The sequence below is a fragment of the Ruegeria arenilitoris genome, assembly GCF_013035315.1.
Taxonomy (GTDB): Bacteria; Pseudomonadota; Alphaproteobacteria; order Rhodobacterales; family Rhodobacteraceae; genus Ruegeria; species Ruegeria arenilitoris_D.
The window spans coordinates 24,733-37,837 of the sequence record NZ_WQHP01000005.1; the positions used below are offsets into that span (position 1 = coordinate 24,733).

Annotated in this window: 12 protein-coding genes; 4 read left to right on the top strand and 8 right to left on the bottom strand. The window is 58.6% G+C overall.

Annotated elements, in window-relative coordinates; translation table 11 throughout:
- Nucleotides 1-133: 133 nt before the first annotated feature.
- A complete protein-coding gene (locus tag GOV53_RS11910) occupies nt 134-1,132 on the top strand; it encodes a LacI family DNA-binding transcriptional regulator (protein WP_170466935.1) in 999 nt (332 codons plus the stop codon).
- Here the strand turns inward: GOV53_RS11910 and GOV53_RS11915 are convergent, their stop codons facing one another.
- Together GOV53_RS11915 and GOV53_RS11920 are read right to left on the bottom strand one after the other, a co-directional pair.
- Nucleotides 1,133-2,266 carry a Gfo/Idh/MocA family protein gene (locus GOV53_RS11915; RefSeq protein ID WP_170466937.1) on the bottom strand — a complete coding sequence of 378 codons (1,134 nt, stop codon included), beginning with the start codon at nt 2,264-2,266 and terminating at the stop codon, nt 1,133-1,135.
- A 40-nt stretch (nt 2,267-2,306) separates the two neighbouring features.
- Nucleotides 2,307-3,410 (bottom strand): Gfo/Idh/MocA family protein, encoded by a 1,104-nt coding sequence (locus tag GOV53_RS11920; RefSeq protein ID WP_170466939.1) that lies wholly within the window; start codon nt 3,408-3,410, stop codon nt 2,307-2,309.
- Between the two features lie 115 nt (nt 3,411-3,525).
- On the opposite strand from GOV53_RS11920, the gene iolC reads away from it, so the two are divergent.
- The 3 genes from iolC to GOV53_RS11935 are packed head-to-tail and all read left to right on the top strand — an operon-like array spanning nt 3,526 to nt 6,188.
- Nucleotides 3,526-4,506: a 5-dehydro-2-deoxygluconokinase gene (iolC, locus tag GOV53_RS11925; RefSeq protein ID WP_170466941.1), complete on the top strand. Its 981-nt coding sequence runs from the start codon at nt 3,526-3,528 to the stop codon at nt 4,504-4,506.
- Between the two features lie 9 nt (nt 4,507-4,515).
- On the top strand, nt 4,516-5,352 hold the full coding sequence (locus GOV53_RS11930) for a 5-deoxy-glucuronate isomerase (RefSeq protein ID WP_170466943.1): 837 nt from the start codon (nt 4,516-4,518) through the stop codon (nt 5,350-5,352).
- Nucleotides 5,349-6,188: a class II fructose-bisphosphate aldolase gene (locus GOV53_RS11935; RefSeq protein WP_170466945.1), complete on the top strand. Its 840-nt coding sequence runs from the start codon at nt 5,349-5,351 to the stop codon at nt 6,186-6,188. Before GOV53_RS11930 ends, GOV53_RS11935 begins: the two co-directional genes overlap by 4 nt.
- A gap of 25 nt (nt 6,189-6,213) precedes the next feature.
- Here GOV53_RS11935 and iolB read toward each other — a convergent pair whose 3' ends face one another.
- From iolB to GOV53_RS11965, 6 genes are all read right to left on the bottom strand, one after another.
- The gene (gene iolB, locus GOV53_RS11940; protein WP_170466947.1) at nt 6,214-7,020 is read right to left on the bottom strand and encodes a 5-deoxy-glucuronate isomerase; all 807 of its coding nucleotides are present in this window, start codon (nt 7,018-7,020) and stop codon (nt 6,214-6,216) included.
- 47 nt (nt 7,021-7,067) lie between these two features.
- Entirely contained in the window at nt 7,068-8,249 is a 1,182-nt protein-coding gene (locus GOV53_RS11945; RefSeq protein ID WP_170466949.1) for a phytanoyl-CoA dioxygenase family protein, read from the bottom strand.
- A gap of 50 nt (nt 8,250-8,299) precedes the next feature.
- Nucleotides 8,300-9,199, bottom strand: a complete 900-nt coding sequence (gene iolE / locus GOV53_RS11950; RefSeq protein WP_170466950.1) for a myo-inosose-2 dehydratase — start codon at nt 9,197-9,199, stop codon at nt 8,300-8,302.
- Nucleotides 9,196-11,028 carry a 3D-(3,5/4)-trihydroxycyclohexane-1,2-dione acylhydrolase (decyclizing) gene (gene iolD, locus GOV53_RS11955; RefSeq protein WP_170466952.1) on the bottom strand — a complete coding sequence of 611 codons (1,833 nt, stop codon included), beginning with the start codon at nt 11,026-11,028 and terminating at the stop codon, nt 9,196-9,198. Before iolD ends, iolE begins: the two co-directional genes overlap by 4 nt.
- Nucleotides 11,029-11,112: 84 nt before the next feature.
- Entirely contained in the window at nt 11,113-11,931 is an 819-nt protein-coding gene (locus GOV53_RS11960; protein WP_170466954.1) for an ATP-binding cassette domain-containing protein, read from the bottom strand.
- Nucleotide 11,932: 1 nt separating this feature from the next.
- Entirely contained in the window at nt 11,933-13,057 is a 1,125-nt protein-coding gene (locus tag GOV53_RS11965; RefSeq protein ID WP_170466956.1) for an ABC transporter permease, read from the bottom strand.
- Nucleotides 13,058-13,105 lie beyond the last annotated feature (48 nt).

The following is a 13,105-nucleotide window of genomic DNA, read 5'->3' on the forward strand; positions in this document are numbered from 1 at the left end:
CCCCAATGATCCCCGGCACCCAGCGTCAAAAACACCAGCGCATTGCAACCGATTGCAAGTCTGATGCATTAGTGCATAGTGTTTTCACAATGAATTCACGATTTAGCCTTACCCTGAACCGAGGGTGCCAATCATGGGTGTGACCCTAAAGGACGTGGCCGCACTGGCCGGTGTATCGCGGTCTGCCGTTTCCAGGACATTCACTGAAGGTGCGTCCGTTTCTGCTAAGACCCGCAGCAAGGTTGAAAAGGCCGCGAAAGAGCTGGGGTACAGCCCAAATGCGCTGGCCTCCTCGCTCACGACTGGGCGCACCAAGCTGATCGGTTTGATTTCCAACAACTTTCACAACCCGATCTTCCTTGAGGTGTTCGACCAGTTCACGCGGGCTTTGCAGGAACGAGGTCTGCGCCCGCTGATCGTGAATTTGACCGACGAAACAGAACCGGCCAATTCGGTCCGGATGCTGCGGCAATATTCGGTCGATGCGGCGATCGTCGCTTCGTCCACTTTGCCGCCCAGTTTTGCCAAAGCCTTTCACGACGCAGGGGTTCCTGTGGTTCACACATTTGGGCGCTCGGCAACCTCACCCGAGGTGCATGTGGTTGGGATCGATAACGTTGAGTGCGGTCGTATGGCGGCCCGCGAACTGCGGGCGCGCGGCTACAAGCGAATCGGATATCTGGGCGGCCCCAAAGATGCGACCTCGGCGATGGACCGATATCGCGGCTTCATGGAAGAGGTCGAGAAACACCCCGATCTGGAAGTTTCTCACTCGTTCGCAGGCGCGTATTCGTTTGAGGCCGGACGTGAGGAAATGCTGGCGCTGTTGGAGGAAAAACCGGCAGAAGGGTACTTCTGCGGCGATGATATTCTGTCCATTGGTGCCTTGTCCGCATTGTCGGATCATGGCCTGAAGCCCGGCAAGGACATCGGAATAATCGGGCTGAACGACATGGAGATGTCCCGCTGGGAGAGCGTGAACCTGACGACGATTCACCAGCCGATCAAACAAATCATCACATCGTCGGTCGATCTGGTCGAAGAGATGCTGAAAGACCCGGACCGCTATCCCGAGGCGCGGATCTTTCCCTGTCGTGTGATCGAGCGGGGCACTCTGCGGCCCCGCCTTTGATCAACGGAACATCGGCGGGCGCGCGTCCGTCCAGGCTCCGTCTGCCTTGGACGAGGCGACCGCGGCATGGACCGCCGCAATGGAACGGACCCCATCAGACGGCGTGGGCAGACCGTCCCGGACCTTTCCCACAATCGCGTCGGCCAGATCGCAATAGATATTTGCAACCGCCAGAGGGAAACCTTCGGGATGCGCGATGGCAACACGGGAAAGACGCTGCGCTTCGTCATGCAGCCCGCCTTCGCCTTTTTCGATGATCTGCGTACGGCCACCCACCGGGGTATAGATCAACTGATTGGGCTGCTCGGACGCCCAACGAAGGCCACCGGTTTCACCAAATACCTGAATGTCAAAGCCGTGCTGGCGGCCGATAGCCACTGACGAAGTCCACAACCGTCCAACCGCGCCGCCTTCGGTGCGGAAGTTGACCATCGCGTCATCTTCCAGTTCGCGGCTAGAGATGGTCGACGCCATATCGGCCGACAGGCTTTTGACTTCGTCATCACTGATAAAGCTGGCCATGTGCAGCGCGTGAATACCGCAATCGGCGAACTGCCCAGACACGCCGGCCATCGCGGGATCATAACGCCAGCGGACACGAGGATTGTCCGCGTCGGTGGCAGCGCCGTGGTGACCGTGGCTGAAATTGGTCACGACCAGCCGGACTTTACCGATATCCCCTGCGCGCACCATTGCACGGGCCTGTCGGACCATCGGGTAAGCGGAGTAACAGTAGTTCACCGCGCAAATCTTGCCCGAGGCTTCGGCCACGCGCACGATCTCTTCCCCCTCTTCCACTGTCATGGTCATAGGTTTTTCGCACAGGACGTTGAACCCGGCTTCAAGAAACGCTTTGGTGATTTCGAAATGGGTCGAATTCGGCGTAGCGATCGTCACTAGATCAATTCGGTCCGCCCGATCCGTTTCACCCGCCAGCATCTCTTGCCAGTCGCCATAGGCACGATCCGCAGCGACGCCCAGCCTTTCGGCGTATTCGCGACCGACATCGGGTCGATGATCCAGCGCGCCGGCGGCGAATTCGAACATCCCGTCGGCCAGTGCGCCCAAACGGTGCGCAGGTCCGATCTGGCTGCCTTCGCCACCACCAATCATTCCCCATTTCAGCTTTGCCATGGTTCTCGTCTCTCTTTGGTGTTTTTGTTGTTTTCAGCGCTCAGAAGTCGCCGATTTGTTGCCATTGCCGCCGCTCGGATGATGCCAAAGCCGCGGCCAGAACACGGTTGACCTCATGCCCGTCACGGAACGTTGGCCAGATCGCTTTTCCGGTATGAATTGCCTCAAGGAAGTCCTTGGCCTCGATTATGATCTGGTCCTGATAGCCGGTCCCATGTCCAGGTCCCTGGCAGAACGGCTCATAGTCCGGATGGGCGGGGCCTGTCAGGATCTTGGTAAAACCTCGTTCCGCCTCAGGCCCTTCTCGACGGTAGAACCACAGGGCGTTCTGATCCTCCTGATCGAACCTGATGGCACCTTTGGTGCCCGATATTTCATAGGCATAGCCCATCTTGCGGCCCGTAGAGATCCGGCTGACGTAAATGTTCCCCATCGCGCCATTGGCAAAGCGGCACATGATCTGGGCGTGATCATCATTGGTTACCTGCCCACCGGGACGCTCGTGGTGAACGGTTTCGACCTCGGCCATAACCTCGATAATCGGCCCGATCAGGGCAATGGCGCCGTTGACCATATGCGGGGCCAAGTCGCCGATTGTACCGTTGGCCATTCCGGTCGTGCGCCACGTCGCCGGAGCGTCGGGGTCGGCATAAAAATCCTCGGTATGCTCGCCGCGGAACCAGGTGATGTCACCCAGCTCTCCCTGCGCAATCAGCTGGCGTGCAAACTGGGTTGCCGGGGTCCGGACGTAGTTGAACCCCACCATGTTGGCGACACCTGCTGCCTCGGCCGCTGCGACCATGGCTTGACCATCTTCCAGCGACGAACCGAGTGGTTTTTCACACAGAACCGGCTTGCCCAATGCGAACGCCGCCTCAGCAATCTGACGATGCGTTGTTTGCGGCGACGCAATCACGACGGCCTCGACCGCCGGGTCATTGACCAGCGCGCGCCAATCCTCGGTCGACCGTCGGAAACCATAGGCTGCACGATACCGCTCGGCGCTTTCCGGGCTGGACGCGCAAATCATCTCAAGACGCGGTCGAAGCGCAGTGTTGAACACCGCGCCGACGGCAGACATCGCGACCGAATGAGCCTTGCCCATATAGCCGCCACCAACGATTCCAATTCCGATTTCAGGCATCCGTCACGGCTCCGAACAATGTATTTGCAACCGGTTGCAAAATCAGTATCGTGTGAATCGATTCAACGCAAGGACCAACGATCCTCGCCAGCCCCTTTTTGCCGGAGGTAACGACGTGAACGCTTTGATAGACGGTATCAAAGGAAACCGGTTTGCGGTCTTTGGCCGTGCTGGCATGGACCTTTATGCCGATCCTGTTGGCGTCAAAAGCGAAGACGCCGACACGTTCCACGCGGATCTGGGCGGGTCATCGGCGAACATCTGCGCCGGGCTGGTCAAACTGGGCAGCCAGGCGTCGCTGATCACTTCGGTCTCAGATGATGCCGTGGGCCGGTTCTGTTTGAACAAGCTGGCGCATTACGGCGTCGATACGTCCTATATCCGGGTCGTCGGTGGCGAATACCGCATGTCGCTGGCCGTCTACGAAAGCCGGATCGAGAATTTCCAGAATGTCATCTACCGAAATGGTGCTGTCGACTTTCAGGTGACCGAAGATGATATGGACAAGGTCGACTACGTTAAGTTCTCGGCGGTGATCTCTGCCGGGACGGTGTTCGCCTCGGAACCGTCGCGCAGCGCCACGTTTCGCGCTTTCGACAACGCCCGCAATGCGGGATTGCCAGTCATTTTCGACGTTGACTACCGCCCGTACAGCTGGCCATCCCCCGAAGTCGCCGCTGAGGTCCTGTCGCGTGCAGGCGAGGCCAGCGATCTGATCGTCGGCAATGACGAAGAGTTCGGGTTCATGGCCGGAGGCATCGAAAAGGGCTTGGACAAGGCAAAGGAACTGGCCGCAAAACCGGGGCGCATCGTCATCTACAAGATGGGCGAAAAAGGCGCGATCACGTTTGCAGACGGGCAAGAAATCGAAACCGGCATCTATCCGGTTACGGCCGTGAAACCCAATGGTGCAGGTGACAGCTTTATGGCTGGTCTGTTGGCCTCAATTGCAGCAGGCAGCGAGCTGAAAGACGCCGTTATGCGCGGTTCAGCCTGCGCATCAATCGTCGTTTCAAAACCCGGGTGTGCCCCGGCCATGCCAACATTGCCGGAACTGGACGCGTTTCTCGCCTCTCATCCCGGCCCAACGACATAGGAGACTTCCATGCATATCGCGCCCTATGACAATCAGAACAAACCCATCGTCGATGCCGATGACCCCACAGTCCCGCTGAATTACTTCAACATCGTCAAACTGAAAAACGGCGAGGCGTTCGAGTATCAGGTGCCGGGTTATGAGACCTGCATCGTTCCTGCCACCGGCAGTGTCGACGTTGACGTTGAAGGCGTACACTTCGCCAAGCTGGGCAACCGCGGCGAAGATGTATGGGACGGTGACCCGGAAGGCGTTTACGTTCCCGTCGGCGCTAAAGTTCGGCTGGTCTGCGTTTCAGACGAAACGGAAGTTTTTATCGCGGGAGCTAAGTACGATAAGGTTCTGGATCCCTTCGATGTGCGCGAACACGACTTGGTTCAATACGGCAGCGACGACACCAAAACTCATCGCAAGATCAAGCACATCCTCGGTCAGAAACAGCACGACAAGGTCGGTCGCCTGCTGGTCAGTGAGCTGTTCACCGTTGGTCAGGGCGGCTGGTCCGGCTTTCCCAGCCACAAGCATGACACCAACCGTCTGCCGGACGAAACCCGTCACGACGAGACCTACAACTTCCGCTTCAAGCCGAACTGGGGTTCGGGCCTGCAAATGTTGCAGCGCGAAGACAACGAGCCCGGTGACGCCTATCACATCGTCGACGGCTCAACGATCTGCATCGACAAGGGCTACCACCCCTGCTGTGTGCTGCCCGGATACGAGATGTATTACTTCACGATCCTAGGCGGCCTGTCACAGCGCTCTCTGGTCCAGTTTTTCCAGCCCACCCATGCCTATCAGGTCGAAACGATCCCGGGCATCAAAGACATGATTGCCAAGTTCAAATGACACTGGTCACTCTCAAAGACGTCCTGACCCCGGCATATGAACAAGGTTATGCCGTGGGTGGCCTTGTCACCCTTGGGTGGGAAGACATGCGCGCCTATGTGGCCGCAGCCGAAGCCGAAAATGCTCCAGTGATCTTGCAAGCGGGCCCAAGCTGCCGCGAGCATACTCCGCTGCCCATTCTGGGTAAGATGTTCCGCCATCTGGCCGAGAACGCCTCGGTTCCGGTCGTGGCGCATTTGGATCATGGTTATACGTTCGAGGACTGCAAGATCGCGTTGGACAGCGGGTTCACCTCGCTGATGTTCGACGGTTCGCGCAAGCCGCTGCAGCAAAACATCGACGAAACCGCCGCCATTGCCGAGATGGCGCATGCGGCCGGTATATCATGCGAAGGCGAGATTGGGTTCGTTGGCTATTCCGGTGGCGAAGGGTCGAACGGTACAGATCCGTCCGAAGCTGCCCAATTCGCTCGCGAAAGCGGCGTCGATGCGATGGCCATCTCAGTGGGTAACGTCCACCTGCAGCAAAACAAAGAGGGCGGGCTGGACAAAGCCCGCATTGCGGAAATCGACGCCGCAACCGACGTGCCTTTGGTCATTCACGGCGGCTCAGGCGTGCCGGTCGAACAACGCAGCCGGTTGGCGCGTGAGACTTCGATCTGCAAGTTCAACATCGGAACCGAGCTGCGCATGGCATTCGGCCACGCCCTGCGCGAGGCGGTTAATCGCGACCCGGAACGATTCGATCGCGTGACGATCCTGAAAGAAACCCATGACCCGGTCGAGGCCGCAGCGCGCATAGTCATTCGCGCCTTTGGAGCCCCGCCACAAGGGTAAAGCCCGGGGGCGGGGTCGGTTCAGATTATCCGTCCCGCTCCATGATCCATTCGACCTCGGGGGCCGGGACGAACCGCCATTTCCGCAGCGGTCCCGCCATGACGTTCAGATAGTACATCTCGAACCCATAAGGCGCGCCGCAGGGATGATGACCGCGCGGGACAGTCACGACATCTCCGTCCGAAACGGCCATGGTTTCATCCAACTGACCGTCATCGGTATAGACCCGCTGAATGCCAAAACCGTTGGCTGGATTCAGACGGTGGTAATAGGTCTCTTCCAGGTAAGTGATCCGGGGATAGTCGTCCTCGTCATGGCGGTGACTGGGGTAGGACGACCAGTGGCCGTTGGGTGTAAAGACTTCGGTCACCAAAAGACTGTCGGCGTAATCCTCGGCCTCCATCGCGATGTTGTTGATATAGCGCGTGTTCACGCCCTTTCCCCGTTTCGTCAGGGTGATACCGTCGGGGCCGATCCGGCGCGCTTCGTGACCACCTTTGCCCGGCGCGGAACACACAGCGATTACGCAATCGGTTTCGGCCACAGCCGTCCAATCAGTGCCATTCGGAAGGTAAAGGCAATGCGGCGGCGTCTTCTCGAACACGTTCATTCGGTCGCCCAGAACGCCCCAATCCTGCCCCGCCCCGGTAATGCTGGCCTTGCCCTCGACCATGACCAGAATGACCTCACGATCGCCGGTTGCCTCGCTGACCCTACCCCCAGCCCGCAGGTGGTAAAGGCCAAACCCGACATAGCGCCACCCGGCACTGGCCGGAGTTATGTCATGCACTTTTCCTCTGCGCCCAAAGGGCTTTTTGAGCAGATCCGACATGTGTTCTCTCCGTATGAGGCGGGCTTGACGGGCCCGCCTTTAGTTCCTCAGGCAGCTTGCCTTGTTTGCAGGGCCGAGAACGCCTCGGCCAGTTGTCCTTCGCTCCATCCTTCGGCCACCGCGCGGCGCAGAATATCGGCCTGACTTTCGGGCGCGTTGCCGCCGATGGGCGGGTCAGTGTCCAGATTGGTCGGGAATGGATAACCCTCTGCCGTGGCTGAAATAACGGCATCCAGTTCGGCCCCACTCAGTTCACCACGTTGTTTCAAGGCAACGAGAGAGGTGAACACCGCTTGGGACATGGATCGCCGATCAATGGCTTCCATCGCGCGTCCAAAAGCGGATGAGATTTGCAACAGGTTGGCCATCCGGTTGATATCTGCGCTGCGGTTTTCGCCCGCCGCGTGGAACAGCGCCGGATTGAAGAAAACGGCATCTCCCTTGTCCAACGGCAACTGAATGCAGTTTTCCTCGAAATGGGCACGGTGGCTCTCGTCGTGGAACGCAAGGTAGCCCGGCGGATACAACTGGGAAAAGGGCAACAGCTTGGTTGGTCCGCTTTCCACCGGCATGTCGCAATGCGCGACTGCACCCTGCAGCGTCAGCGATGCCGTAACCAAATGAGCGTGCGCCGGATAACACGCCGCGCTGTCCGCGCTCTGAAACCCCAGGTGGTAATCCCTATGCGCCTGTTGCGCTTTACCGCCAGGACGCACTTGGTTGATCTGAGCGGTGACCTGATAATTTGGCCCCAGCCACGCCTCACACGCCGCCGCTGTCGCGGTGTTCCCGAAATAGAGTGCAAATCCTTCGGGGTCACGCAGGCACTGCTTTTGCAGCGCATTCCAGATCCGGTCGTTCGCGTCCGACGCGGCGAAGTGATCGCCTTCGCCGGCACCACTTTGACGTTCCTCTTCGATGATCTGGCGAAAAACATCGCTGGCGCGATCGATGACAGATGTATCTGCGAACGCTCCCTTCAGGGCGATCACTCCGGCCGATTTACCCAAAACATGGCCCCACTCGGCCAACAGAGCTTTGCGCTTGCCTGCGTCGTCCAACAGCGGCCGCAATGCGTGCATGTCGTAGATCGGAACGTTCTTTTCAATCGAGGCGGCATGGGGCACCGCTTCGGCTGCAAGACTCTGCGAGGTCAACACCTTGAATTCATCCAGATCACAGGATTCACGGTCGAAGTAACCAACAAAACCCAGTTCTTGATTTACCATGAGACATCTCCCTTTTTCATGGCTTCGGTGTCGCCCCGCAGGGCTGGTTATTACGCTTGGACCTCCAATCCTGCTTGCGCGCAGACGTTGAGAATATGCTCATAGCCCTTCTTGGAATACTCGTAGGGCGGTGCCTTGGCCGGGTCTTGCTCGGCCTCGACCACGATCCAACCGTCGTAGCCCATGGATTTCAAAGCGTTCGCCACCGCCTGAAAGTCGATGCACCCGTCACCCGGTACTGTGAACGCGCCCGCGACGACGGCATCCAGGAAACTACGGTCGTTTTCGCGCACATCCTGAACAACTGTCGGACGGATGTCCTTGAAATGAACATGATGGACCCGGTCCCCCCAACGGTTCAGGGTGGCCATGACATCGCCACCGCCGAACAGCAGGTGGCCGGTGTCAAAGCACAGCTTTACCTCGGGACCTGATCCTTCCATCAGCCAGTTCACATCGTCTTCGGTTTCGATGATCGTGCCCATGTGGTGGTGGTAGGCCATCGGCATGCCCTGATCGCCCATCCATTTGGCCAACTCGGTGATCTTGGCGGCATAGGCCAAGACCTCATCCCTAGACAGTTTGGGTCGGTTATTGACCGGGGTACCGGCCTGCCCCTGAACGGTGTTCGAGCATTCGGCATAGACGATGCACGGGCTGTTCAGCGCCACAAACTGCTCGACCTGTTCGCGGACGGCTTCGCGTTCAGTCGCGAAGTCGTTGACCAGAGACGCACCCGAACACCACCCACCGCACAGCGCAATGTCATTGCCTTCGAGATATGCGCGCAACCCTTCGGTATCGCTGGGCATACGCTGGCCGCGTTCGACACCGACATAACCGATCTCACGCGCTTCCTTCAGTGCTTGCTCCATCGTATAAGCCGCCGTCAGGTCCGGCAGATCATCATTCTGCCAGGCGATCGGAGAAATCCCGATTTTCACGCTCATTTCGTGTTTCTTTCCTTAATCGCCAGCTCATAGGCTGCGCGTTTTTCGTTCACTTCGGGACGGATGCTGACTTCGGGAACCGCCACTTCCCACCACGTGCCGCCGTATTCGGTCGAGGGGTAGGGATCAGTGTCGATGACAACCACATAAGGCCCTTTGACATCGCCCCGTTTGGCAAGCGCTTCTTCAAGCTCAGCAACCGAGCTGACCTTGACGGAGGTTGCCCCCATTGCCGCCGCGTGGGCCGCGAAATCAATGGCCGAGGGATTCTCATGCACCGCATGGTCCAGCAGGTTGTTAAACTCGGCCCCGCCGGTGCCCATCTGAAGACGGTTGATGCAGCCAAAGCCACGGTTGTCGGTAATGACTACGGTGAACGAAACACCCATCATCGCCGCCGTCGCCATTTCAGAATTGGCCATCATATAGGTTCCGTCGCCGGTAAAGCAGATCACATCGCGATCCGGCTGTGCCATCTTGATGCCCATCGCACCGGCAATCTCATAACCCATGCAGCTAAAACCGTACTCCATGTGATAGGCACCTGGGCGCGGCGCTTTCCAGAGTTTGTGGAGTTCTCCCGGCATTGTTCCTGCGGCGCACATAACGACCGTATCGTCATTTGAGGCACGTTGGACCGCGCCAACAACCTGCATGTCCGTTGGCAGCGCGTTTCCGTCGCCCGGCGCATCCGTCAGCTTGTCGACCTTGCCGTACCATTCGGCCTTCAGCGTATCCGCCAAAGGATCGGCCCGGTATCCCTGCAACGCTGCGCCCAATTCCTCCAACCCAACAAGCGCGTCTGACTGCAGCGGCATCGCGCCGTGCTTTTCTGCATCATAGGCAGCCGTATTCAGGCAGATCATCTCGCGTTCCGGGTTGGAAAACAGGCCCCAAGACCCAGTGGTAAAATCCTGCAGGCGAGAGCCGACGGCCAGCACAAGATCCGCCTCGGCGCAGACCGAGTTTGCCGGTTCGCCACCGGTCACGCCTACGGGTCCAAGGTTCAACGGGTGATCCCATGCCAGAGCGGATTTTCCAGCTTGTGTCTCGGTGATCGGGATATTGTGCGTTTCCACGAAACTCTGCAGCGCATCAGTTGCGCCCGAGTAGTGAACACCGCCTCCGGCCACGATGACCGGGCGCTTTGCCGCCTTGATGGCCGCGACCGCGCGGGCCAGTTCGCCTTCATCCGGACGGATGCGGCGCTGATACCAGATACGCGGTTCAAAGAAGCTTTCCGGATAATCGTACGCCTCGGCCTGTACGTCCTGACAGAAAGCCAAAGTCACCGGCCCACAGTCCGCCGGGTCCGTCATCGTGCGGAACGCGCGCGGCAACGCGGTTAAAAGGTGTTCGGGCCGTGAAATTCGATCGAAGTACCGGCTGACAGGCTTGAAGCAATCATTGGCACTGACCGTTCCGTCGCCAAAGCTCTCGATTTGTTGCAGCACAGGATCAGGGCCACGTGTCGCGAAGACATCGCCGGGAATGATCAGAACCGGCAACCGGTTCACATGGGCCAGCGCGGCTGCCGTGACCATATTGGTTGCACCCGGCCCAATGGACGAGGTTACAGCCATGCCCCGCGTACGTCGCATTTGCTTAGCATAGGCGATGGCACAATGCGCCATGGTCTGCTCATTATGGCCGCGATAGGTCGGCAGGCTGTCCTTTACGGCATGCAACGCCTCACCCAATCCGGCCACATTGCCGTGACCAAAAATCGCCCAGACACCTGCGATGAATGGCTCTCCGGCCTCATTCATCTGCGCGCCCAGATAGCGGACCAGAGCTTGCGCTGCGGTCAGTCTGATTGTCTTGCCCATTGTGATCCCTTTCAACTTAAGGCCACCCCGGCCAGTCGGTTGAATTCTAGTTTCTTCAATATGTCCGGTCCACGCGGGAACGCGTCAGACCGTGCCGCCCAATGACCCTTCCAGCTCGGCCAGCTCCTGACCGCCTGCCATCAGGTCCTGTAGTTCCTCGGGCGAGATTTCGCCGCGTTTCGCGGTGCCCAGCGTCTGTCCCCTGTTCAACACGGTGAAGCGATCGCCGACAGCCAGTGCATGGCGCACGTTGTGGCTGATGAAAACCACGCCCACACCCTGACTTCGCACCTTATCGATAGTCGCCAGAACATTGGAAGTCTGACGCACGCCCAACGCCGAAGTCGGTTCGTCCAGGATCAGGATCTTGGCACCAAAATGCACCGCACGAGCAATTGCAACCGTCTGACGCTCACCACCGGACAAGGTACCTACGGCCTGATCCGGTCCACGCAGGTTGATGCCCATCTTGCGCATTTCTTCCATGGTGATTTCATCGGCCAGTTTCTTGTCGAAAAAATTGATCCCGGCGACCTTGCGCGTGGGTTCGTTACCCATGAAGAAGTTCCGACTGACACTCATCAGCGGGATCATCGCAAGGTGCTGGTGCACTGTAGCGATCCCGGCTGCAATGGCGTCACGCGGGTCTTCGAAATGCATGGGCTTGTCTTCGAAGAAGATCTCACCGGCTGTTGGCTTGTGGACACCGGACATGGTTTTGATGAAGGTCGATTTGCCCGCACCATTGTCCCCCAGCAGACAGTGACACTCCCCCGGTTTCAGATCAAAGCTGACACCGGCAAGGGCGATCACAGAGCCAAAGTGCTTCTGGATGTCGACCATCCGAATGATCGGTTTCTGGTCCTGCGCGTCGCCGTGATGGAATTTGGTATCTTCGGTCATCTCAGCGTTCTCCTGTGATGATACGACGGATGTAGGTGTTCAGGATTACGGCTCCCAGCAGGATAACGCCGAGGAACACTCGGAACAGCGAGCTTTCGACCCCTGCAAAGAACAGCCCCTGCTGAACCACGCCAAAGATCAGCGCCCCGAGAGCCGCACCCAGAACCGAGCCATAGCCGCCGGTCAGCAACGCGCCACCGATCACCACGGCGATAATGGCCTCGAACTCTTTGAGCAGGCCACGGTCCGCACCGGCCGAGCCGAACTCCATCACCTGACAGGTCGCAAAGACGGTCGCGCAGAAGGCGGTGAACATGAACATCAGAACTTTGACCCGGTTCACAGGAACACCCGAGTTCCTTGCGGCTTCGGCGTCTCCGCCCGAGGCAAAGATCCAGTTTCCGAACTTGGTCTTTGTCAGCAGCACGTGGCCAAAGATGATGATCACCAGTGCCCAGACCAGCAGCATCGGAATCCCGTCGACCACCGGCTGCCCCTGGCGCGTGCCACGTTCGAAGGTTTCGATCAGGCCGTTGTCACCGAGCCAGACGAAAAAGCCCTGCCCGATCTTGCCGCCGAAAACCGATGCCAGCCAGTCGCCCTCGGCCACGTCGCGGATGCCGCCGATGATGGTTTTCCGCTCGATGGTCTGGGGCAGATAGATGGTAAAACCGCGCAGAATGAACAGGAATGCCAACGTCACGATAAAGCTGGGCAGGCCCGTGCGAACAACGATGTACCCGTTGACCGCCCCGATCGAAACGCAAAGCACGAAAGTTACGATGATGGCCATCCAGACCGGCCAGCTGAGCGTGACGGAAAAGATCGCGATCATCATGCCTGCAAAGCCAATCATCGAACCAACCGACAAGTCGAACTCACCCGCGATCATCAGCAAACAGGCCCCAACCGCGATAATCATGAACTGAGCAGAAACCACAGACCAGTTCATCACGCCCTGGGCGGTGAACATACCGCTGTCAAAGGCGAACAGCAGAAAAAACGTAAACACTGCCACCGTGCCGACCATGCCACCCAATTCCGGGCGGATCAGGGCTCGGCGCAGGGGTGAGATCTCTTTGATCCGCTCGTCGCCGCCGCTTGCGGTTTGCGCTGACTCAGCCATTGTTGCCTCCTTCGCGCGTCGTTCTGAATGCTTGAATAAGGGGGTGCG

Bases quoted from the DNA above. Each gene is read 5' to 3' on its own strand.
- GOV53_RS11930 (WP_170466943.1), top strand. From the start codon at position 4,516: ATGCATATCGCGCCCTATGACAATCAGAACAAACCCATCGTCGATGCC.
- GOV53_RS11915 (WP_170466937.1), bottom strand. From the start codon at position 2,266: ATGGCAAAGCTGAAATGGGGAATGATTGGTGGTGGCGAAGGCAGCCAG.
- iolE (WP_170466950.1), bottom strand. From the start codon at position 9,199: ATGAGCGTGAAAATCGGGATTTCTCCGATCGCCTGGCAGAATGATGAT.
- iolB (WP_170466947.1), bottom strand. From the start codon at position 7,020: ATGTCGGATCTGCTCAAAAAGCCCTTTGGGCGCAGAGGAAAAGTGCAT.
- GOV53_RS11935 (WP_170466945.1), top strand. From the start codon at position 5,349: ATGACACTGGTCACTCTCAAAGACGTCCTGACCCCGGCATATGAACAA.
- iolD (WP_170466952.1), bottom strand. From the start codon at position 11,028: ATGGGCAAGACAATCAGACTGACCGCAGCGCAAGCTCTGGTCCGCTAT.
- GOV53_RS11910 (WP_170466935.1), top strand. From the start codon at position 134: ATGGGTGTGACCCTAAAGGACGTGGCCGCACTGGCCGGTGTATCGCGG.
- GOV53_RS11920 (WP_170466939.1), bottom strand. From the start codon at position 3,410: ATGCCTGAAATCGGAATTGGAATCGTTGGTGGCGGCTATATGGGCAAG.
- GOV53_RS11960 (WP_170466954.1), bottom strand. From the start codon at position 11,931: ATGACCGAAGATACCAAATTCCATCACGGCGACGCGCAGGACCAGAAA.
- GOV53_RS11965 (WP_170466956.1), bottom strand. From the start codon at position 13,057: ATGGCTGAGTCAGCGCAAACCGCAAGCGGCGGCGACGAGCGGATCAAA.
- GOV53_RS11945 (WP_170466949.1), bottom strand. From the start codon at position 8,249: ATGGTAAATCAAGAACTGGGTTTTGTTGGTTACTTCGACCGTGAATCC.